This is a genomic window from Agrobacterium sp. AGB01 (assembly GCF_014851585.1).
Classification (GTDB): Bacteria; Pseudomonadota; Alphaproteobacteria; order Rhizobiales; family Rhizobiaceae; genus Agrobacterium.
In genome coordinates, this window is sequence record NZ_JACVAB010000008.1 from 243,449 (window position 1) to 264,679 (window position 21,231).

Annotated in this window: 19 protein-coding genes; 9 read left to right on the forward strand and 10 right to left on the reverse strand. The window is 55.8% G+C overall.

All coding sequences use genetic code 11. From position 1 onward, the window contains the following. Positions 1–84 precede the first annotated feature (84 nt). Both IB237_RS23605 and IB237_RS23610 read right to left on the reverse strand, forming a co-directional pair. Complete coding sequence (locus tag IB237_RS23605; RefSeq protein WP_192491170.1) at positions 85–1,437, reverse strand: hypothetical protein; 1,353 nt, start codon at positions 1,435–1,437, stop codon at positions 85–87. 312 nt (positions 1,438–1,749) lie between these two features. Continuing rightward, a complete protein-coding gene (locus IB237_RS23610) occupies positions 1,750–2,496 on the reverse strand; it encodes a hypothetical protein (protein WP_192491171.1) in 747 nt (248 codons plus the stop codon). Positions 2,497–2,650: 154 nt separating this feature from the next. Here IB237_RS23610 and IB237_RS23615 point away from each other — a divergent pair, with 154 nt between their 5' ends. Both IB237_RS23615 and IB237_RS23620 read left to right on the forward strand, forming a co-directional pair. Next, positions 2,651–3,199 carry a hypothetical protein gene (locus IB237_RS23615; protein WP_192491172.1) on the forward strand — a complete coding sequence of 183 codons (549 nt, stop codon included), beginning with the start codon at positions 2,651–2,653 and terminating at the stop codon, positions 3,197–3,199. 109 nt (positions 3,200–3,308) lie between these two features. Next, positions 3,309–3,647 (forward strand): hypothetical protein, encoded by a 339-nt coding sequence (locus IB237_RS23620; RefSeq protein ID WP_192491173.1) that lies wholly within the window; start codon positions 3,309–3,311, stop codon positions 3,645–3,647. Positions 3,648–3,701: 54 nt separating this feature from the next. On the opposite strand, the gene IB237_RS23625 is transcribed toward IB237_RS23620, so the two are convergent. From IB237_RS23625 to IB237_RS23635, 3 genes are all read right to left on the reverse strand, one after another. After that, positions 3,702–4,397, reverse strand: coding sequence for an SDR family oxidoreductase (locus tag IB237_RS23625; protein WP_192491174.1), 696 nt, complete (start codon positions 4,395–4,397; stop codon positions 3,702–3,704). 108 nt (positions 4,398–4,505) lie between these two features. Next, the gene (locus tag IB237_RS23630; protein WP_192491175.1) at positions 4,506–4,904 is read right to left on the reverse strand and encodes a hypothetical protein; all 399 of its coding nucleotides are present in this window, start codon (positions 4,902–4,904) and stop codon (positions 4,506–4,508) included. 138 nt (positions 4,905–5,042) lie between these two features. Next, the gene (locus tag IB237_RS23635) at positions 5,043–5,621 is read right to left on the reverse strand and encodes a hypothetical protein (RefSeq protein ID WP_192491176.1); all 579 of its coding nucleotides are present in this window, start codon (positions 5,619–5,621) and stop codon (positions 5,043–5,045) included. A 201-nt stretch (positions 5,622–5,822) separates the two neighbouring features. On the opposite strand from IB237_RS23635, the gene IB237_RS23640 reads away from it, so the two are divergent. After that, complete coding sequence (locus IB237_RS23640) at positions 5,823–6,455, forward strand: glutathione S-transferase family protein (protein WP_192491212.1); 633 nt, start codon at positions 5,823–5,825, stop codon at positions 6,453–6,455. A 50-nt stretch (positions 6,456–6,505) separates the two neighbouring features. Here IB237_RS23640 and IB237_RS23645 read toward each other — a convergent pair whose 3' ends face one another. Further along, entirely contained in the window at positions 6,506–7,489 is a 984-nt protein-coding gene (locus tag IB237_RS23645; protein ID WP_192491177.1) for an NAD(P)-dependent alcohol dehydrogenase, read from the reverse strand. Positions 7,490–7,571: 82 nt separating this feature from the next. Here IB237_RS23645 and IB237_RS23650 point away from each other — a divergent pair, with 82 nt between their 5' ends. Continuing rightward, a complete protein-coding gene (locus IB237_RS23650; protein ID WP_192491178.1) occupies positions 7,572–7,955 on the forward strand; it encodes a helix-turn-helix domain-containing protein in 384 nt (127 codons plus the stop codon). Between the two features lie 66 nt (positions 7,956–8,021). Here IB237_RS23650 and IB237_RS23655 read toward each other — a convergent pair whose 3' ends face one another. After that, entirely contained in the window at positions 8,022–9,026 is a 1,005-nt protein-coding gene (locus IB237_RS23655) for a ketopantoate reductase family protein (protein WP_192491179.1), read from the reverse strand. A 211-nt stretch (positions 9,027–9,237) separates the two neighbouring features. Here IB237_RS23655 and IB237_RS23660 point away from each other — a divergent pair, with 211 nt between their 5' ends. Then, on the forward strand, positions 9,238–10,527 hold the full coding sequence (locus tag IB237_RS23660; RefSeq protein WP_192491180.1) for an MFS transporter: 1,290 nt from the start codon (positions 9,238–9,240) through the stop codon (positions 10,525–10,527). Here the strand turns inward: IB237_RS23660 and IB237_RS23665 are convergent. Beyond that, positions 10,466–12,475, reverse strand: coding sequence for an autotransporter domain-containing protein (locus IB237_RS23665; protein ID WP_192491181.1), 2,010 nt, complete (start codon positions 12,473–12,475; stop codon positions 10,466–10,468). The genes IB237_RS23660 and IB237_RS23665 overlap by 62 nt on opposite strands. A 1,464-nt stretch (positions 12,476–13,939) precedes the next feature. On the opposite strand from IB237_RS23665, the gene IB237_RS23670 reads away from it, so the two are divergent. Together IB237_RS23670 and IB237_RS23675 are read left to right on the forward strand one after the other, a co-directional pair. Further along, entirely contained in the window at positions 13,940–15,151 is a 1,212-nt protein-coding gene (locus tag IB237_RS23670) for a trypsin-like serine protease (RefSeq protein WP_192491182.1), read from the forward strand. Then, positions 15,148–15,678 (forward strand): hypothetical protein, encoded by a 531-nt coding sequence (locus tag IB237_RS23675; RefSeq protein ID WP_192491183.1) that lies wholly within the window; start codon positions 15,148–15,150, stop codon positions 15,676–15,678. The genes IB237_RS23670 and IB237_RS23675 overlap by 4 nt, the downstream gene beginning before the upstream one ends. 750 nt (positions 15,679–16,428) lie before the next feature. Here the strand turns inward: IB237_RS23675 and IB237_RS23680 are convergent. Next, entirely contained in the window at positions 16,429–17,067 is a 639-nt protein-coding gene (locus IB237_RS23680) for a hypothetical protein (RefSeq protein ID WP_192491184.1), read from the reverse strand. 213 nt (positions 17,068–17,280) lie between these two features. On the opposite strand from IB237_RS23680, the gene IB237_RS23685 reads away from it, so the two are divergent. Together IB237_RS23685 and IB237_RS23690 are read left to right on the forward strand one after the other, a co-directional pair. Further along, positions 17,281–17,943: a TetR/AcrR family transcriptional regulator gene (locus tag IB237_RS23685; protein ID WP_192491185.1), complete on the forward strand. Its 663-nt coding sequence runs from the start codon at positions 17,281–17,283 to the stop codon at positions 17,941–17,943. A gap of 5 nt (positions 17,944–17,948) precedes the next feature. Then, positions 17,949–18,881 carry a cation diffusion facilitator family transporter gene (locus IB237_RS23690; protein WP_192491186.1) on the forward strand — a complete coding sequence of 311 codons (933 nt, stop codon included), beginning with the start codon at positions 17,949–17,951 and terminating at the stop codon, positions 18,879–18,881. 800 nt (positions 18,882–19,681) lie between these two features. On the opposite strand, the gene IB237_RS23695 is transcribed toward IB237_RS23690, so the two are convergent. After that, positions 19,682–20,788, reverse strand: a complete 1,107-nt coding sequence (locus tag IB237_RS23695; protein ID WP_192491187.1) for a metallophosphoesterase — start codon at positions 20,786–20,788, stop codon at positions 19,682–19,684. Positions 20,789–21,231 lie beyond the last annotated feature (443 nt).

Here is a 21,231-nt window from a genome sequence, read left to right on the forward strand (position 1 = left end):
ACCCCTGTGACGGCCAACAAGATTTGCGGCGGTCGACAGGGGTTTTAGAAAACTGCCAGCAAATCTACTGACAATAAAGATTGATCAAGCCGATTGGCGCAGTGCAGCGTTGTTTTCTGCGCGCGCATGCGTCGCGTTCAACTGCTTGGCTACGATATCGTGGTTCAACCACTGAACCGGACCGGTTGGTGCGGTGGACGAGCGGAAAATCAACTGTCCGGTTGCTTCCACCACCAGCGTGCTGAGATGGTCGCTGATCAGCGCCTTGCCATCGCGGTGCATCTGCGAAATGTCATGCGAGGTGCTGATGGTCAGATCCGCCTGCGCCTGGCTGTTTGGCATTGGCCAAGCCGAGAAATTGTAGAACGGCGTCATCACGTCGCTGGCCTGCATGGTGTGGATCTTGTCCATCACGTCATCCAGCGTGACATTGTCCACCAACAGCGCCTGGCAGGTGTTCCACTGTTCGTCTGCCCATTCTGCGCCGCCTTCTTTTTTCAAAGCAGACAGCAGCGGGATCAACGGCAATTCGATGCCGGTGAACACGTCAGACGAATTGGTGCGGATTTCCGGGCAGTTGTAGACAGTGGCCTTGATGCCGTTGTCCCATGCCTTTTCGGCAATGCCTTCCAGCCGCATCTTGGCATAGCCCTGCGTATAGTTGGTGTAGGTCTGCCAGCGGTACTGACCATCAATCAGGATTTCAGCGCCGTGGTAACCATAGGCCGTGTAACGAACCTGGTTGCCTGCGGCTTCAACGCGCTGGCGAATGGCAGCGCTGAACTCGATCAGGTGGCCAAATGTATCGGCCGACACGGCATCGAAGTTCTGCAGGATCAGCTTGCCGAGATCGCTTTCAAGCAGCGCCTGCGACGACATGTGGCGGGCACCGGTACCCTTGTAGATACGGTTAGCAAGAACCAGGAACACCTTGGCCTTGGGAATGCCACCGGCCATGGTGTGGGCAAAGAACACGTTCTGCCCCTGCCCGATCATGCCATCCAGCTCGGCCATGACCTTTTCCAGCGCATCGGTGAAGCGCTTGGTACCAACCTCATGACACTGCTTTACATAATCCCAGTCCAGCTTGTCCTGTTCCCAGCTGCCAATGGTCATGCCGGACAGAAGGTCTGTCGGGGTCTTGCCACCTGCGGGCGCATCGAGATCAAAACCTGCCATCAGCGGGATGTTGATAATCTTGCCGCCCAGTCTTTCCTCGGCAGCGGCCAGTTCTTCAGCATCCAGCGGGCGCAGCGAATTGTCTTCGTTGCGGCGTCCAACGGTGATGCCAACAATTTTCATGCCGGCCTTGCGGGCTTCATCAATCAATCCCGTGGCGTAACCACGTCCAAAAAGTTCTCCGAAAAGAACGAAGACGTCGCCGCTTTTAAAGAGCTTGTTGTGAGGAAGCTGGCTTGGAGAGGACGAATTTTTCATTTTTTCTAACATTCTTGATTCGAGTCTTGGCGTCAGATTGCATTTCTTGGTGACGTGATGCCCAAATTCGCGCGAATTGGAAACTCATATTGGGTTACAAAACATTTCAATGCGTGAGTGAGATGCCTCTGCGACGCAATTTTCCCCAGAAAACCGGCATTCCTGCCACATTATATGCCCACAACAATTAACGTTGCGTGCTGGTTTGGTCAGGCGGAATGCAACTCCCAACCCCTTGCCTCGATCCTCGTTCACCCAAAATATGTGATGAGGGCGGCTCATTTTCCGCCAATGCCGGCCAACTGCCCTGCCTCAACTGCCCACTTCCGCAAGGGCGCGGCGCAGCGGTGTATCCGAAATCTGGATCACGCCCTGGAACGGGATATCCATGTCCAGCACAAGATGAAATGCGGTGGCGATGAGGCCGGCGCCAACGATAAATGACGTGACCACCACGGCATTGGCAGGTGCCCGGTACCCGAAACTGGCAAAGATAAGGGTAAGCCACGCCGCGACCAGCGCAATCAACGGTCTTGGAATGGCGCCCTCGGCATTTTCAACGATGCCCCAACGCTGTTCAACCACCCGACGATATTGCTGGCGGATGTCCAGCAGCAGGGTTTGATGGAATTGATCCTTGGGTTCGATGGAAAGCAGCGCGTCTCCAACCGCGTCTAGCGCACGGCCTGCATTATCAGGCATGGCCATGTCGGCCCTGGCAGGGTTGTTGATCGCGTGTTCCAGATAGTCGCGGATCCTGTCGCGCGTCTCTTTGCCCGCCAGCCCGTAGGTTCTTAGTGATCTATCGAGAAGAATGACGTTGGTGGAAAAGGCATGCAGGTTATCGTCAATGCTCTCATAGGTGTTTTTGGCCGAATTGATCATCAGGCCGAACACGAGCGATGACATAACCACGAAGATGTTGGCGATGAGCCGCACGACTGCGCTGGTTTCATCATCGCGATGCCGCAGTTGCATTTTTGGAGACAGCAACATCGCGCCAATGGACGCTATAGACAGGCACCCGAAAATGATCACCGCAATCCAGACATGGTTCATCAACGCCCCCTCAGACAATGTCGCAACCGGTGCCACGCAATTATGAGCAGATTTTTGCCAACCGCCAATAGGTGTGATTGCATTAGAGTCTATCCGTCAATTAATGTGTGAAATCATTGTTTTCAGAGAATGTTTTCAGGGATTGATCATCACCTTGCCAGCTGTGTCTTCTTATCTTTTTGCCCCCGCGGCCATGCTTCTTGGCATCTATCTGCTGGTGCGGTGCATCATCATGCTCGGCCGGATTATCTTTCCCCGCTTCCGGGTTCGGTTTGCGGCACGTGCCGAGCCATTCAAACTGACCATACCGAAGCAAGGGCGTTACGTGATCAATGTCTTGATACCGCCTTTGACCTTTTTTGCCGGCACGTCGCATTTCTCGGCCCGGTTCACCGTTTCAACGTCGCCTGAGGGAGAGTTGCTGCCTTACCGGTCCTATCGACGGGGATTTTTTCAGGTCAAACGCACTGACATGAGCGGTAAACAGGCCATGCCGCTTGGTTCCTTTGAATGCGCAGCACCCGGTGACATCAGCGTTTCCTGCGATAACCCTGAGACGATCCGCAGCAAATACCAGTTGGAAGTCTCGCGCCACATTCCGCCGCTCAGGCTCGTATCTCTTGTCGTGGCGACGATTATCTCATCGACCATGGCAATTGGCGGTTTTGTGATGACCATACTGTGGATGGGCGGCAAGATTTGAGCGGTATAGGTGGGTGTTAAATGCCCTGCCCCGACCGCCATGAAATTTGCCAGATACTTTTGCGCGCACCGGATGTAGGCTGGCGACGTCTGATATCAGGGAGGCGATGATGCCCCGGTTTCTTGCACTCTACACCATGAAGCACGAAGACTTTGCGGCGTTCCGAAACCTGCCGCAGGCCGAGCAGGATGCGATTAACGCTGAAGGCGTCAAACAATGGGGGCCGTGGGAGGAGAAAATCTCCGCCGCCATTGTCGATCACGGTGGCATGGTGGGAAAAACCACCCGCATTGACCGTGGTGGTATTGCCCCGGCCAGCAACACGATCTGCGGTTATCTGGTTGTGGAGGCTGACACCGCCGAGTCTGCGGCGCAGCTGTTCCATGACAATCCGCATCTCACCGTCTTTCCCGGTGATGCCGTCGAGATCATGCCACTGGTCACGTGATGACGTGATGACGTGATGACGTGTGGTTATCGTGCTGATGGCGTGATGGTCATCTCAATCCATTGATTTAAAATCATTATCGAGCTTTTCCACCACCTCAACCCGTGCCGGGTTGCGCAGGATTTTTGCATATTTGTATTTAAAGGCGCCGCCGGAGAGATCAACGATCTGGTCTGCCGTCCAGCGCGGTTCCAGCATGGTGCCGGTGTCTTCGCCGGTGTGCTTCCAGAACGGTGTCTGGATGCCTGATGGAGCGACCACCAGCACCTTGCCAATGCCGGGATCGCGCACCAGCGATGCGCCAAGCATGGTCAAACCGGCCTTGGTTGCGGCGTAAGCCGGTTCCTGTGGCCGGGGTGTGTAGCCGGAACTTGAGGTGATCAACATCAATTTCAGCGGCGTTGGTGCCAGAGGTTTCAGCCGTGCGGCCAGCATCATCGGCGCAACAAGGCCGACATTGGTCATGGTCAGCAGCGCGTCTTCATCCAGCGTGTCGATGGCGCCGCGCTGCAGAAAACCGGCAGCGTAAACAAGCGTGTTGATACCAGTGAAGGACGTAACCAGACGGTCGATACCCTCAGTCAGATCAGCTGATGATGCGGTGATCGGCAGCGGGAAAAAGCGCGCATCTGGCAGGTCAGGTTCGGTGCGGCCGGTGACGCAGACATTATGCCCTTCGCTGACATAATGCCGGGCCAGTTCCAGCCCGACGCCTGAACTGCCGCCGACAATAAGGATATTCTTTTTCATCACGTCCCCCCCGTCATTGCTGTCTTAGCAATCACACAACCGGGGGCACTATAACCGGACAAGACAAGGCTGCAACGGCCTTAAAACCGGTGCGGCGGTTGCGATGTCTCAGACGGATTTGTCGAAGGCATCCGCCTCATCTTGCGTGGCGAAGGTGAAGGTGATCAGTTCGCTGTCATCGGCCTGACGGATGCCAATGGCGGTTACAATCAATCGCGCAATCTCATCCTGCGCTTGCGTGCCGGAGCGGGTCATCGTCACCACTTTTTCGATGGCGGGCGCAAAGACCTCGCTGATGACACCAAGGCGCATATTGTGCTTCATGATGATGTCGCGGTCTTCGATGATCGCGGCCTGTTCTTCCTTGGGCAGGCCGGCATTGTCCATGGCTGAAATGGTGGCATTGGTCGCAAGTTTGATCGGACCTTCGGCAAGCCAGCGCTCAACCATCTGATGGAACTGGCGCATGCGCGCAGCGGGAATTGTTTTTTCAACCGTGAAAGACATCAACATTCCTTTGTCCGTTTTCATGCATGCCGACAGGCGCTCTCTACAGGGGGCCTGATATTGCTTGCATCAAGAACCTGCGCGAGTAGTGCGTCTGGGCAGGAAAAACAAGCTGCAATGCATGTTTGCCTGCTGTCTTCAACGCGTGCCTTCTGCGCGCCTTATGGTGTGATCGATAATGATCTGTGCCGCCTCGCGCGACGGGATGGAGGATGTATCGAGATCAATGCGGTTGGGATGATCGATATCCAGCAGGCGATATTCCATGCGTTTTTTGTTGGCGGCTGCGACATCGGTCATTTTAAACCGTTCGGCGCGGTCTGGTGAGGGAACACGGGTTGCGTGAACCTCATCAGAGGCCGCCAGTATCACCGGCACGAAAACACTGCCGCGTTTTTGCGACAACGCCAGCGCCCGGTCGAAATATGCCCTGTCGCGCGGGTTTCCCTCAATGAGACAATTGGTCAGAACAAAGCTGGCATCGGGCGCAGTAAATTCCTCGATCGCCAGAAAAGCCTGTTCGCGGATGACGCCGATCAGGTTCCAGATACGCTCCGGTATGGTCTTGGCGCCCTCTACGCCAACCAGCGAAAAGACAACATTGTTGGCGAGATGATTGTCAAACAGCTTTGCGCCGGTTGCAGCGGTGATTTCCTTGCCGATGGTATATTTGCCAACCCCGTAGTGGCCTATCAGATAGATAATTGCGTTGTTCACGGGCGCTCCCATTGATGAAACGACATTTGAATTCCGTTATTGCCAATACGTTCCGCGTCACCTCGAAAATAAGCGGAGAAGAATTGCTTGTCACGCGGTCGTGCGACACACATCTGGCGTTTTGTCGCCGTTTCCATGGTGGAATGTCGCGCAAATCAGACTAATAACAGTGCGATCCCCTCCGGGGTTTTGCAGCTGGAAATGAAGGTAGATGACGTGAAAATTTGGGGCCGTATCAATTCAACCAATGTCCGCAAGGTGCTTTGGGCCGCCGAGGAAGTTGGCGTAACCTATGAACAAATCAATGCCGGTGGCGCCTATGGCGTGGTCAACGATGCCGCGTATCTGGCCATGAACCCCAATGGTCGTGTGCCGAGCCTGGAAGACGGTGATCTGGTGCTGTGGGAATCCAACGCCATTGTACGTTATCTTGCCCGGCAATATGGCCGTGAGCCGTTTGCAGCCGGCGATGCCGCCAGCTGGGCTGCCGCTGACAAGTGGATGGATTGGACATCGTTCAGCCTTGCCGCGCCGTTTCGCGACCTGTTCTGGAACCTGGTGCGCTACACGCCGGAACAGCGCAACGAGGAGGAGCTGACACGCGCCCAGGAGCAATGCGCGCAGCTGCTGGCGGTGGCGGACAAGGCACTTGGCGAGACACCTTATCTCTCCGGTGAACACCTTGGCATTGGGGACATTCCCTTGGGCTGCATGGCCTATGCCTGGTTTTCGCTGCCCATCGAGCGGTCGGACCTTAAAAATCTGGCGGCATGGTATGAGCGCCTTTGCCAACGGCCGGCCTACCAGAAGGCCGTGATGACGCCGCTGACCTGACAGTCATCGGAATAAGGTGCGGAGAGTTTGATCCCCGCACCCTGGCAATTTCAGCCGATCTTGATGACCAGTTTGCCGAAGTGGCCCGCGTCACGCAGCGCGTCATAGGCGGCTTCAGCCTCGCTGAACGGGAAGACCTGATCAACCTGCGGCTTGATGCCGGTTTTGACCAGCGCGGCCAGCATTGCGACCGAGCCGACATAAATGCCCTGCAAGGTGATGCGTTTTGACAGGATGACGGCCGTATCAATGTGGCCTTCAAAGCCGGTCAGCACACCCATGAGCGAAATGCGACCGTCAAAACGGGTGGCGGCAAGGGTTTTATTCAGTGTCGCCGGGCCACCCACGTCCACCGTCAGATCTGCGCCGATACCGTCGGTCAGTTTCAAAACCTCGTTCTGCCACTCTGGCGTGGTGGTGTAATTGATGACCGCGTCGGCACCCAGCGCACGGGCACCCGCCAGCTTTTCATCGGAACTGGAGGTGATGATGACACGGGCACCGGCCTGTTTGGCCAGTTGCAGCGCAAAGATCGAAACGCCACCGGTGCCAAGCAACAGCACCGTTTCACCCGGCTGGATTGGCCGGCGTTCAAACAGCGCGGCAAATGCGGTGACGCCAGCGCAGGGCAGTGTCGATGCTTCCTCAAACGTCATGGTGTCGGGAATGCGCACAATGCTGTCGGCCGGCACCACGATCTGTTCTGTCAGCACGCCATTCATGCTTTGGCCGCCAAGGCTGGTTGCCTGTTTGGCCGGGGTGATCGGGCCATCCACCCAACCGGTCATGAAACCAATCACCACACGGTCGCCGACCTTCCAGCCCTCAACGCCCTCACCCACGGCGGAAATAACGCCGGCGCCATCCGACAGCGGCACATTGTCCTTGGCGTTTTTGGCAACGATCAGGTCACGGTAGTTGAGCGATGCGGCGCGCAAATCAACGGCGACCTCGCCTCTGACAGGCGGACGCTGTGCGGCCGAGGTCAGCTTGAGGCGTGGGGTTTCGTTTCCGGTCAATATGTAGTGTTGCATGTGAGGTATCTCCTTTTCAGGACCTCAACATAGGCATATAGATCCTATGCATGAAGTACGTACAAATTGAGCATGTAGTATCATGAATGATAGTACCCCCCTGAAAAGAACACGTCGCCGGGCCGATCGCACCGGCTGCGCTGTCGAGGCCACGCTGTCCGTTATCGGCGGCATCTGGAAACCGGTGATCCTGTTTCACCTGCTGGAGGGCAAGCTGCGTTTCAACGCGCTATGCCGGCTTGTGTCCGCGGCCACACCGCGCATGTTGACGCTGCAGTTGCGCGAGCTGGAAGCCGACGGCGTGATCAAACGCACGGTCTTTCCCGAAGTGCCGCCAAAGGTGGAATATGAGCTGACGCCGCTTGGCGTGTCGCTTGCGCCCATTCTCATCACCATGCGGGACTGGGGCAAAAAGCTTCAGGAGAGTGAAGGTGACGAGCGGGCCAACACGCCTGCGTGTGTCTGAACCAGGGCGCAAGAGCGGCATCCGTCACGCTGATGGCCGCTCTTGTCTTGTTCTAACGAGGGGCGATCAGCCCTGCCCGTCCCGGTTTGCCTGATCGAGCTGCAAGGTCAGCGCCAGAATGGTTTCGCAGGTGGGTGTTGGCACACCGGCCAGCTTGCCCAGCGTCGCGACCATGCCGGTCAGCGGCATGATTTCCAGCTGTTTTCCGGCCAGACAATCCTGCAACATCGATGTGCGCACCGGGTCGTAACCGCCGGGTCGGTCAACCAGTTCATCAAGGCTTTTTGCAAACGTCGCGCCAAATGCTTCGCCAACGTTTTTGGTTTCGCTCATGACATTGCGTACCTGCGCTGCGGTGTGTGGGTTGGCCATGATGGCGTCCATGCGCGAGCGGGTCAAAGCGCTGATCGGGTTAAAGGCGGCGTTGTTGGTCAGCTTCAGCCAGATCTCGTCGCGAATTCTTGCCGTCGGCAAAATGTTGAGACCGGCCGATGTCAGCAAGGCCGAGATATCATTCAGATCAGCAGACATGTCACCGGACGGTTCACCGAGGAAAAACCGTCCATTGCCGGACAGCCGCGTGGTGCCGGGCTCAATGACTTCCGCCCCTTGATAGGCCACGCAACCGATGACCCGCTGCGGGCCAACAAGGCTCCACAACTGCCCGTCCGGGTCCAATTCCGGCAGTTGCCGTTCTGCAAAGCGGCTGTGCTCATCGCCATGGAAATACCACCATGGAATGCCGTTCAGAATGTTGATGACGCGGGTCTTTTCATGCAGCAGCGCTGCAATGCCCTTGGCGGCATCCGCCAGTTGATGGCCCTTGAGGCCGGTGATGACAAGGTCCTGTGGCGGCAGTTCAAAGGGATCGTCCGTGGCATCAACCCGTGCCGTGACTGTCTCGACGCCAGCCTTTTCAATCGTCAGGCCTTGGGCTTTTATCGCGGCAAGCTGCGCGCCACGGGCAATGACCGTAACCTTGACCTGATCACCGATTGTGTTGGCAATGGTTGCGGCAAACGCGCCACCCAGCGCGCCTGCACCGTAAACGCAGATGTTTCGAATTGTCATCACGGGCCTCATCTTGGGGGTTCATGCACGGCATAGGTAGCAGCAATCTTACCCCATGTCCGTGTTGTTTTTCATGTCAGACAGAGCAGCGAAAAGCACTGATTGCGGCTTTCCTAAAACCCTGTATTCATGACGCCAACAGCAATGGGGCGAATGACTGCCGCCTCAGTCTGCTGGTATCCAGGACATACAGGGCAAGACCGGGCTTTAGATGAGCAACCACCAACGCAACTATATTCTGTTTCTGATTGCCGGTTCCGGTCTGGTGGCGGTGGCGCGCGCCATGACGCTGTCGTTTCTGGCCATCAAGCTGCAACAATCCTTTGGGCTTGGCCCGGCCGTCATCGGTGCCATTCTGGGGGCCGGTCCGCTGGTTGGCGCATTGACGGCACCGTTTGCCGGGGCAATGTCCGACAAGGTCGGGCGCAAGACCATCATGACCATTACCCTCATTTCAATGGCGCTGGCGCTGGTGGGCATGGGCACGGCAGAAACGGTGCTGGCCTTTTGTGTGGCGCAGATTGGCGGCGCTGTTGCGGTTGCGGTTTATGAGCCGATTTCCCGCGCCATGATGAGCGATGCCTGCCCCGAGCCACAACGGCTGAAATATTTCTCCTGGCGGTACACGGCCGCCAATGTCGGCTGGGCGGTTGGCCCGCTGATCGGCATTGCTGCCGGTGCAGCCTCGACATTTCTGTTCGTGATTGCCGGGGCAATGTATGCGCTATTTGCGCTGGCGCTGCACCTCTACAAGACACCTGTCATGACGACGTCAAGGACCGATCAGCAGACCGCATCGATCTCGCTGTTTGAGACGGTAAAAACCGCGGCGCGCGATCCACGACTGGCATTTTTTATTGGTGGCGGCACGTTGCTGATTGCAGTTTACGGGCAGTTTTCGGCAACGCTAGCGCCCTATCTTGCCGCGAATTTTGAAGGCGGGGTCGAGATCTTTGCCTATATGCTGTCGATCAACGGCGTTGTGGTGCTTGTTGGTAATCCCTTTGCCCGCCGGTTCATTGAACGCATCGGCGCGCTTCGTGCACTCGTCATCGGCTGCATGTTCTTTTGCGCCGGTGAAATCGGTTATCTGCTATCGGGTGAATTCTGGGCCTTTGCCATTTCAATCGTCATCTTCACGATTGGCGAAATTCTGGTGGTGCCATCGGAATACATGCTGGTGGACGGCATTTCCAACGACCGCAACAGAGGCAGTTACTTCGGCGCGCATTCCTTTTCCACTGTCGGCAATTTTGTCGGGCCAACACTGGGCGGTGCGCTTCTAGGCATGCTGGGTGGCCCGGCCATGTTCCTGCTGTTTGCAGGTATGGCCGTTGCAAGCGCCGTGCTGTTTACAATAGGCACAAAAATGCCGCCGCCGGCTGTTCGCTCCAAGGCGCTGGCGCCGACATCACCCGCCTTGCTGCAGGACCCAAAGCTCAGAACGTCACTTTCCAGCCGGAGCGAACCCACACGGTTGGGTCATCGCCCTGCGTGGTGACGTTGACATTGAGTGAGGCTGTGCCGCCGGCCACATCCATTTCTGCGCCCAAACCACCGCGCAGCCAGAACTGGTTGGTATCCTGCCCCTCAAAACTGAATCCAGAAAGGCCGGTGATGGTGCCGCTGGTAGCGGCGGTTTCATCTTCAAACCGATAGGCCGCTTCGGCACGGGCCAGCAGGCGAATGTCATTGTTCAATGCATGCACGCCATCCACACCGGCACGGACAACCGTGCTGTGGTCGCTGGTTGAATTGAAACTGGCCGGGAAACCACCGCCGATTTCTGTGTAAGCATCGAGCTTTGCATGGGCATAGGTCAGGCTGGCATATGGTGTCAGGTTCCAGTCACTAACGGTTGCGGCATTCAGCCAATCAAACCGCAGCTTTGCACCCCAGGTATCAAGGTCGGCTTCGCCCATCGAATAATCCATGGCGCCGCCATTGAGATAACCGCGCGTGACCGACAATTTGCCCGGTGCGTAATAAGCGCCGACCGTGGCGTAGAGATTGCCAACGACCGGAAGCGTCACTTCCGGTGCGATATAAAAGCCCTTGTTGATGAAGTTGCCACCGGCATCAATATCCTGATCAGTGTAGAGACCGCCAAAGGCAAACCGGGCTGTTGCGCCACCCTCAAGGCCAAGGCCGTAACCGAAGTCGGCAAGTCCAAATGCGCCATCGCTGGCGGAGCCATTGTCATAACCAATGTCGGACGTCACCCAGATCGACTGCTGGCCGACATCGAGCAGATTGCGCATCGGCTCGCCATGCGCACCGTTGAGAACCGTGCCTGCATAGTTAATGCCGACATTGGCGGAGGGTTTGTTGGCCAGCGAGGCGTAAAACTCGTTGACGTCGATGATGCCGGACCCGAGAGAGCTCACGCGGGCGATGAATGATGTACTTGAATGGGTTATGCCAACAACGACATTTCCGTCCGCGCTGACGCCATAGGCAATATCGGTGTTGTCGGATGCAACGGTCGCTCCGTGGGCACGCAGCCAATCGACGACAGAAATCATGCCGGTGGCTTCGGTCCAACGAAAGGCACGGTTCGGACCGAGACCACTGACAGTAGATGAGCCCACCACAACAGAACCATCCGCACTAACGTCCCTTGCGTTTGATGAAATGCCGCCAAGAGTGCCAATATCCCGCATGACACCATCAGATGCCGCCCATCGGAAGGCGTGTTGCTCACTATCGCCACCAATAAGGCTGTTTCCCACAACCACGGTTCCGTCACTGTTAACGCCAAGAGCGTTGGAGTTCGTACCGCCCAGTGTTCCCAAATCGTGCATCGTGTTGTCGATCAATGTCCATCGGAATGCGAGTGTTGCAGCGTCCCCAGCGGTATCAGACCGACCGACAACTGTTGAGCCATCACCGCTGACGCCCTCGCCAAATGATCGCGTACCACCGAGAGTGCCCAGGTCCTGCATCTGATTGTTGTTTGAGGTCCAGCGAAAGGCATGATTTGCAGTGTTGCCAGTAATTGTCGAGGAACCGGTCACCACGCTCCCGTCATCACTGACGCCGGTGGCGGATGATGTCGTTCCACCGAGCGTGCCAAGGTCTTGCATTATGTTGTCGACCTCTGTCCACCGAAATGCGTGATACACAGTGTTGCCGGGAAGCGTAGAGTATCCCACCACGACCGAACCGTCGGCACTTACTCCATAGGCGTAGGAATTGGTGCCGCCTAAATCACCGAGGTCCTGCGTGCCTGATGTCGAAGACCACCGATACGCTCGAGTGGGACCGGATATGGTGGTGTGATATCCAGTGATAAACTGCCCGTCGGCACTGACGTCCCAGGCGTAGGAATAATCACGGCCAAGACCGCCCAAATCCAAATATTCGCTTTCGTCTGCAGCGTATGCGATATCAATTGAGCAAAGAGCAGTGCCTGTGAAGATAAATGCCGTAACGAGATGCTTCACCATTTCAAAGTTCCCAATGCCAAGGATGGTTACGCCAGTTCAACCTGCAACAATGCTCGAAATTTCTTGTTTTCGCATGTAGATATGCGCTCTTCTTCATGCAACAAATCAGTAAAAACGGATACTTTTACTTCCATCATTATGAATTTGTCGCAACACATAGATATCTGACGAATATTCATTATACAAAATACGTTTTCTAAAAAATCCTGTAAGTATCATTCATGCAACATTGCGTTGTGTTGTGATCTAAATTTGAGATGACGGAATACATCTTATCACCGTAATTTTATGTTCGGCGACTTAACCTTGTTGTTTAACCACTTCACAAAACTGTAGTTGTTTATCATCCATAACAAATGGTAGTGACGCACTGTATATTGTGAGGGGTTTTTAGGTGTGATGTTTCAGCAGGTGTAACCCCGGCCTTGTCGATTGGCCGGGGTTTTATTTGCTGTATGGCATGCCCCGCCCTGCCCGGTTTTCACGCGTCGGTTGGTTTTGATGAGGTGCTTTGGGCTTTTTCTTTTCTGGGCACGGGCTTGTCACTGGACCCGACAAACTCCCCACGTCATCCTCGCCCCTGTGGCGAGGATCTAACCACGCCAGCGTCTGCGCGACGGAAGAAGTCCTTTCAGTCCAAGGACTTGGACTGGCCTGGATTCCTGTGACGAGCACAGGAAAGAGGGTCGCGTGGGGTGGCTGTCATCGTATGTAGTAAATGGCGGCGCGCATGGAAGAAGCAGCTTTAAGAGATTGTTTTGCACCAATCCAACCATTCTCCCGACGTCATCCTCGCCCCTGTGGCGAGGATCTAACCACGCCAGCCAGACATGTTGCGGTTGACGAGATGTGGTTAGATACTTGGGACAAGCCCAAGTATGACGACAGAGAGACGGCCGGGTTCGCAGCACAGAACCCCTCACCTGAAAAATCTATGACTTAGCAAGCTAAGATCATGATTTTTCTTCCTCTCCCACAAGGGTAGAGGTAGGGGTGCCATTCGAATTCTGCGACAACCATTTCCTCGACGTCATCCTCGGCCCTGTGGCGAGGATCTAACCACGCCAACCGCATTCGTTTCGTTTGACGAGATGTGGTTAGATACTTGGGACAAGCCCAAGTATGACGGTGGATTGAAACGGTCGTGATGAAAAGACGCGGCTGCAACATTCTCCCCTCTTATCTGTGCTTGTCACAGAGACCCAGCGCATCGCGTCTGCGCGACGGAAGAAGGTCTTTCCGCCCAAGGACTTGGACTGGCCTGGATTCCTGTGACGAGCACAGGAAAGAGGGTCGCGTGGAGCAATATTGCAGCCCCGACCCGCCGTCATTTTCACCAAAAAAACCCAAAACCTCTCACCCAAATTGGGGAGGTTGGTGTTGCCGTCCCGGTTTATGCTACAGCAGCGGCGTTGGGTTAGCGGGCATCCACCCTTTACAGACGCCGGGGGATTTTGGGGAACGATGGACAACACGCAGAGTACCGGCTTGCGGGCATGGAATGCCCTCACGTTTTTGAGCGCGATGCTGATGGCAGCGTCACTACTGTTTGTGCCACAGCCGGCCGGTGCGATGGTTGACGGCATCAATGTGTCGCAAGATCCGCTTGGCAACGCATCCGGTTTTGTCGTGTCGATCCAGGCCTATAAAAACAAGGGAGACCCGCAGTTCAGCCAATGTCTTGGGGCCGCCATTGCCCCTGATATCATCATCACAGCCGGGCACTGCGTATCGAAGGCGCGGCATGTGTTGGTCAAATTTCTCAAAAGCGCGGCCCCGGTTAAGGTTGATACGATTGACGCGAAAAAATGGGTGGTTCATCCGCTGTATAATGGCGGCTATCCCGAACCGATGTATTCCAGTTTCACGAGAAGCGAGGCCAACCGGTATCACGACCTGGCGCTGATCCAGCTTGAAAAACCATCGGATTATGCCAAGCCGGTCACGATCGCTCCGCCGGAGTGGGACGCAACTTTGGAACGTGCGGATGCGCCGAAATATTACGTTTTCGGCCATGCCCGGGATGCGATTTACAAACCAATCAACGAAATGTGGTTTGCCGAGATGGCCAGACCTAAAAAGGCGGATGGATTGGACCATTTCATGATGAGCACCCTGGTCCCGAAAACGGCCCTGATATGCATGGGAGACTCGGGAAGCCCAGTGACCGTAGTAGGTCCAAGTCAGGAGGTTTCCGGCCTGCGTGTCCATTATTTGCTGGGAATTCAGTCATCCGCAGATGGCTACGGAAAGCTTCCAGACGACATGAAAGAGGCGCTGAAATTTTGGAAAAAGGAAAGCAATATTCCGCTATGTTCCAATGCGCTTTCCTTTTTTCATGTGTCTTATCACCGCGAGTGGATCATGGACACACTGGATGAAATGGGCGCATCGAAAGCCAGATCCTATACAACCTGGGAACCGGATTATACCGCATGGATGCGAGCAAAAGACCTGAATGCACGTCCGGTAGCGACGCGCGCCGAGGGTGAAAAGGTCTTTCCAAGCTGCATGCTTGGCCCAAGGGTGGTTTACACGGATATCGATGGAAAATGCCTTGATTTTACGGCGTTGCAGGACGGCGACGAATTCAAATTCAAGGGCAAGTCAGTGATCTATGACGCCAAACATTCCGGCACTTTTGCGGAATGGGTTCAGGAGCAAACCGCGCAATGACGATGTCTTCTCAAGCAACCTTTAAGACCTGCTTTTGCCTTTTCATGTCACTTTTGCTGGCTGCACCAGTTGAAGCCAGCGAGGTGTGTGATGATATCAACTCCGCCCGTGCCACATTGGTGAAATTGAATAAGGACCCACAGCCGGTGACGGACAATGTAACCGTTTCAGCGAGTGCGGTGTTTGGCTTCCCAAAATGCTTTGTGCGCTGGACGGAAAACGACCTGAATATGCTGGAATATGTGTGTGAATATGGAATTGAACTTCCCTCCGGAGGAGATGAGGAGCGCGTTATAAATGCGCAAGATATGTATCTCAGCGACCTCGTGGCAGAGATTAAAACGTGCGCAGAATCCAAAGAAACTGAAACCAACCTTGCTGGTTTCCAAGCAAGTGATCGCGCAAAATTCATGACATTGTATTTTGACGACGACAGCGTGCTGACTGTGGATGTGGGTGGTTGGATAGGCCAAGGCAAATACAATGCCGACGTGGCCATGATGTATGTTGAGAAACGATGGGACTAAGCCGAAGGGAGAAGTCCTGATTGCGTATAAATTTTCCACATTATGTGCGCCGCGACAGTGTGGATTTAACACTGCCAGCAAGATATGTTTCGTTTCACGAGAGGTGGTTAGATACTTGGGACAGGCCCAAGTATGACGGCGCGCGAGTGACGAGCATGCGGACAAAAAGAACCTCTCACCTGAAAAATCTATGACTTGGCAAGCCAAGACCATGATTTTTCTTCCTCTCCCACAAGGGTAGAGGTAGAGGTGCCAAGTGGCACGGCATCCACTTCTCTGTCCTCGGGCTTGCCCGAGGGATGTCACAGAGATCCAGGCCCATACCCAGTCTTGGGGATGAGAAGACTCTTTCGCCGTGCAGACGCGCGTCGGCTGGATTCCTGTGACAGGCACAGGAATGAGGATCGGTTGGGATGGCTGTTGGAGCCAAACAATAAGCGTTGTCGGATAGAATGACCCCTCACATGAAAAATCTATGACTTGGCATGCCAAGACCATGATTTTTCTTCCTCTCCCACAGGGGTAGAGGTAGGGGTGCCGAGCGTAGACCACGGCCTCCCTCATCTCTGTCCTCGGGCTTGCCCGAGGGATGTCACAGAGATCCAGGCCAGCCCAAGTCTTTGGGCTGAGAAAGACTCTTTCGCCGCGCAGACGCGCGGCACTGGATTCCTGTGACAGGCACAGGAATGAGGGTCGGTTGCGGCAACCAACCACTCCACGTTATCCCCGCCCAGTAGTGTCGTGGCTCTATCAGATGGCGGGTTGCCAGACCGGTTCTTTCACCGGCTTGAACTTGCGCCATGCGACAGACAGCGCAAAAACGCCGGCCATGAACCACAGCACCCCGAAGAAGCGTGGATCGCCATGGAGGCCCATTTCACCGGTAATGGGAATGCCAAAAAAGATGCCAAGGAAGAAACTGCGGATGGCATAACGGAAGGCCGTGCGGATTTTGACCCGGTGCACGCGCTTGCGGAAGGTTGGCAACAGGCGCTTCTTTTCCGGCTCGTAAGACACGCCAGCCCAGATATCTTCCAATATCTTGGCAATCATCTGGCAGCGTTCCGGCATGCCGACATTGATGGCCTTTGGTTCGATACGGCCGCGAATGCTGATTTTGATGATGTGCTCGTCCCAGCTGTAGCTGGTGATGTCTTCAAAGGCGTGCATTTCCTTGCCGTCAAACACCCGCTGGGTGCGGAAGTTGAACGCAAACTTCGAACAGATAAAAATTCCGTCGCGGTCCCAGCCCTGATCGCCGGCGATAACGACCTTGCGGACGATGTTCATGATGCCGCCAGCGGCCGATGCGCCACCGACCACACCTGTGGCAATGCCCGCACTCATAACCGCGCCAGCACCCACTGCATTGCTTGCTTCTCTCGACATTTCAAAACCCCCATTTGCCTTGATGGGGAGATAACAAACCAGCCTTTAAACGTTGCAAAAACAAATCGTTACAATTTGAAGCGAGCGTATTTTTTGTGGCGAATACACGCCCTGATACGCCGCACAGCAGGCCCAAGGCGTTGATTTTTCTTATTCTACACTGTAGAACTCTACACCGTAGAAGAAGATCGGGACAACGGACAGAGGTGCCAGATGTTGACGCGGGCGCAGATCATAGAGACGGCGGCAGTGCTTATGGAAAGCGTTGGCGAACGCCAGTTCAGCCTGCGCAAACTGGCAGATGCGCTGGGCTGCGACCCAATGACAATTCTCTACCACTGCAAGTCCAAGGACGGGTTGTTGCGCGCGCTTTCCGACCAGCTGGTGGCGCGGCTTGAACCACCAGAACCGGATTTGCCCTGGCAAGACCGGCTGCGCCACATTGCCTTTGAATATCGCCGGGTTGCGCTGGCCCACCCGCAGACATTCCAGTCCATGTCGCGCTTTCTTTCATCCGGTTCTGCCGAATACCGGCACATTGAAACGGTGCAGAGCGCGTTGCAGGAGGCCGGACTGGCGCCTGAAATGGCGCTGCCCATCGGGCTTGGCTGGTATGCGTCGATCATCGGGCTGATCACGGCAGAAATATCCGGCTTCATGGGCCGGGTGGCCGGTGAGGACGCGCAGGCCTTTTTGCAGCTGGATGAACAAGACTACCCTGCCACACGGCGCATTGCGCCCTTTTTATCAGAAATACCGCCAGATTCTGTCTTCAGCACCACGGTTGATGTGCTGGTTGCCGGCATATCCCGCCTGTCCCACCATGGTGACGTGCCGCTTGGGGCTGACAGTGCCGATCTGGCCCTTACGGAATAGATATCATGAACGAACAATCCCTGCTTAAACTCTCCATTGGCCTTACGGTGATGATGGCCGCCTTCGGCATTATCATCGGTTTCACCTCCGGGTCGGCCGCCATCATGTTTGACGGCGTTTACGCGCTGACCGATGCCTTCATGACGGTCATTTCGCTGCTGGTTGCGCGGTTGATCACGGCGTCCGCCGCCCCATCGCCCGCAAGCGGCCAAAAGAGCAAGTTCATGGACCGGTTTTCGGTCGGGTTCTGGCATCTGGAACCGATGGTTCTGGGCCTGAATGGCAGCCTGTTGATGGGTGCCGCCGGTGTGGCGCTGGTGGGTGCGATTTCAAGCATTCTTGACGGTGGCCGGGTGGTCGATTTCGGGCCAGCGATGATATTTGCCTCCGTGGCAACCGTGGTGGCGCTGAGTGCCGGTTTCTTCCTGCGGCGGGCCAATGGCGAGGTTAAATCCGGCTTTGTGGATCTGGACGCCAAGGCGTGGTTCATGACGGCGGGTTTGACCGCAGCGCTTTTGGTGGCCTTTTTGGTCGGTTACGCCATTGAAGGCACGCAGTTTGCGTGGCTTTCCCCTTACGTTGACCCGGCTGTGCTAGCGCTGGCCTGCGTGTTCATTTTGCCCACACCCATTGCCAATGTGCGCCAGGCGGTGGCCGATATTCTGCTGGTCGCCCCTACGGAACTGCGTGACGGCGTGGATGTGATTGCCAGGGAAATCGTGGCGAAATACGGCTTTACCGCGCACCGCGCCTATGTTGCCAAGGTGGGCCGCGCCAAGCAGATCGAGCTGTTTTTTATTGCGCCGAAGACCCTGCCGGCCAAAAGTTTGAGCGAGTGGGATGCGATACGCGACGAAATCGGCGCCCGCATTGGCGATGAGGGCCCCGATCGCTGGCTGACAATCGTGTTCACCGCCGATCAGGAATGGGCGGATTGATGGGGGGTGTGATGCTCCAACCGTGACGCCATCGATGTAGTTCGGTGGATAACCCCGACCTCCCTCACTCCTGTACTCGTTACAGGAGTCCAGTCATTCCCAGTCTTGGGGATGAAATACCCTTTCTGCCGCGCAGACGCGCGTCGACTGGATACCTGTGACAAGCACAGGTATGAGGAGAGTTTGTTGGGGCTGTTCGCGTCAAACAACTGACGATGAGCAAGTACACCAACCCCTCACCTGAAAAATCTATGACTTAGCAAGCTAAGACCATGATTTTTCTTCCTCTCCCACAAGGGTAGAGGTAGGCGCGCCGAGCGTCGACCACGGCTTCCCTCATCTCTGTGCTCGTCACAGAGATCCAGGCCCAGCCCCAGTCTTGGGGATGAGAAGACTCTTCACGCCGCGCAGACGCGCGACGACTGGATTCCTGTGACAGGCACAGGAAAGAGGGTGGGTGTTGGGGCTGTTGGTGTAAAACAACTGACGATGAGCAAGCACATAACCCCTCACCTGAAAAATCTATGACTTAGCGTTGCTAAGGCCATGATTTTTTTTCCTCTCCCACAAGGGTAGAGGTAGGGGCACCGAGCGTAGACCACGGCTTCCCTCATCTCTGTGCTCGTCACAGAGATCCAGGCCCGGCCCCAGTCTTGGGGATGAGAAGACTCTTTCGCCGCGCAGACGCGCGTCGACTGGATACCTGTGACAAGCACGAGGTATGAGGAAGTTCGGGGCAACCGTTGCAGCCATTCAGTGAGCGTCTCGTGCAATACCGAAAGCTGTCAGGCCTAGTTTGCCTAACCCAACGCCTTTGAAAACCCGACGTCGAACGACAAGGTATCACCATTGCTGGCAACCTGCCCGATGGCGACGTCCATACGGGTATTGGTAACGCGCACCAGGCAAAAACCGCCCATGAATGCGGCCTTGGCCTTGAACACATCATAAGCGCCAACCTTGTATGCCATCGGCGTATCATGCTCATGACCGTGGAAGATGCCGATGACATTGTAACCGGCCAGCGTATCCATCAGCGCCTGACGCCGTTCTTCACCCCACCAGTGCGGCGGGCCAGAACCTTCAGGCGTGAAGGTGCTTTTTACCGGGTCCCAATGCTCAAGCGAAAACGGATCCCAACCATAATGCTGGAACAGCACCACCGGCCGGCCATCTGCGGCATAGGTGGCGAGGTCATGTTTCAACCATGCCAGGCTGCTGGCGGTGCCCTTGTCGGTATCTCCACCGTAACGCTGGGCCTGCACCAGATGCAGGCCACCCCAGTTCCAGGAATAATTGTTGGAGGCGGAATCGTAATTATCGGCGGGAACCTCAGGTGTCGCAAAGATGCTCGGCTTGTGGTTCATGCGCACATAGTCGCGCAACTCATCGCGGTACCAGTCGATTTGCGGCGGGCGGTCGTCCTGATCGAGGTCGTGATTGCCCAGCCCAACATAGACCGGGTAACGAATGCGATCCGGCCCGTCGCCCTGACGGTAACGTTTGGAAAATTGCAGCAGTTGCGTGCCCTCGCCAAGATCCGGCATCTGACCGCCGCCATCATCGGTGGCATCGCCGCAGACAATGACGCCGCGCGGTGCGGCGATCGGCTGGCCCGCAGAGATTAAACCGCTTGGTTTGCCCAAAATGTCCTGCGGCCAGTTGTGTTGGTCTATGCCGTTAAGGCCACGGATATGGCGCAGAAGATTTTCATCGGTCTTGCCTTGCGCCGCGCAACCGGGGCTGAGGCTATCGCCAATCTGGCAGGCATGGATGTCATTGACCACAAGGAAGGTCACGTCGGTGTCCGGTACGGCGGCGCGGGAGATGGCAGGCAGTGATAATACCATGCCGGAGGCCATGCTGGAGGCCAAACCCTGTCTGAGCAGTGATCGTCTTGTCAGCATTGTTGCCCCCCGTTTTTGATCCGCGCGTGATGGATGCGGCACAGACTAAAAGGCAAATCTTAACGGGGTTTCAATGGTGTAGGTGGTGCGTTGGACATGCGGCACACCCTGTCTTTGGGGTGGGTAGCCTCGACCTCCCTTGTAACTTCCCATTTCCGCCATTTAGCGCTGTAATGCCAAATGCGGTGACGGATGAAAGACCGCAACTCCCTAGGGCTTTGAAGCCCGTGAATGAGCTTGGGTCTTCATCCGTCGTTCCATCGAACCCGAACAGTCGCCAGGGCCGCTTGCTGATGCGAAGCCCGATTAGGCAAGGTGGGATAAGATGGATATCATTGCTGGAATAGACGTCTCGAAAGCCCGGCTCGACGTTGCAATTGCACCGTCCGGTATAACCCTTAGCGTCGATAACAATGATCAAGGCATCGACGAACTTGTACAGC

Coding starts and splice junctions, on each gene's coding strand:
- IB237_RS23605 (WP_192491170.1), bottom strand. CDS start 1,437: ATGAAAAATTCGTCCTCTCCAAGCCAGCTTCCTCACAACAAGCTCTTT.
- IB237_RS23610 (WP_192491171.1), bottom strand. CDS start 2,496: ATGAACCATGTCTGGATTGCGGTGATCATTTTCGGGTGCCTGTCTATA.
- IB237_RS23620 (WP_192491173.1), top strand. CDS start 3,309: ATGCCCCGGTTTCTTGCACTCTACACCATGAAGCACGAAGACTTTGCG.
- IB237_RS23625 (WP_192491174.1), bottom strand. CDS start 4,397: ATGAAAAAGAATATCCTTATTGTCGGCGGCAGTTCAGGCGTCGGGCTG.
- IB237_RS23630 (WP_192491175.1), bottom strand. CDS start 4,904: ATGTCTTTCACGGTTGAAAAAACAATTCCCGCTGCGCGCATGCGCCAG.
- IB237_RS23640 (WP_192491212.1), top strand. CDS start 5,823: ATGAAGGTAGATGACGTGAAAATTTGGGGCCGTATCAATTCAACCAAT.
- IB237_RS23645 (WP_192491177.1), bottom strand. CDS start 7,489: ATGCAACACTACATATTGACCGGAAACGAAACCCCACGCCTCAAGCTG.
- IB237_RS23650 (WP_192491178.1), top strand. CDS start 7,572: ATGAATGATAGTACCCCCCTGAAAAGAACACGTCGCCGGGCCGATCGC.
- IB237_RS23655 (WP_192491179.1), bottom strand. CDS start 9,026: ATGACAATTCGAAACATCTGCGTTTACGGTGCAGGCGCGCTGGGTGGC.
- IB237_RS23660 (WP_192491180.1), top strand. CDS start 9,238: ATGAGCAACCACCAACGCAACTATATTCTGTTTCTGATTGCCGGTTCC.
- IB237_RS23665 (WP_192491181.1), bottom strand. CDS start 12,475: ATGGTGAAGCATCTCGTTACGGCATTTATCTTCACAGGCACTGCTCTT.
- IB237_RS23670 (WP_192491182.1), top strand. CDS start 13,940: ATGGACAACACGCAGAGTACCGGCTTGCGGGCATGGAATGCCCTCACG.
- IB237_RS23675 (WP_192491183.1), top strand. CDS start 15,148: ATGACGATGTCTTCTCAAGCAACCTTTAAGACCTGCTTTTGCCTTTTC.
- IB237_RS23680 (WP_192491184.1), bottom strand. CDS start 17,067: ATGTCGAGAGAAGCAAGCAATGCAGTGGGTGCTGGCGCGGTTATGAGT.
- IB237_RS23685 (WP_192491185.1), top strand. CDS start 17,281: ATGTTGACGCGGGCGCAGATCATAGAGACGGCGGCAGTGCTTATGGAA.
- IB237_RS23690 (WP_192491186.1), top strand. CDS start 17,949: ATGAACGAACAATCCCTGCTTAAACTCTCCATTGGCCTTACGGTGATG.
- IB237_RS23695 (WP_192491187.1), bottom strand. CDS start 20,788: ATGCTGACAAGACGATCACTGCTCAGACAGGGTTTGGCCTCCAGCATG.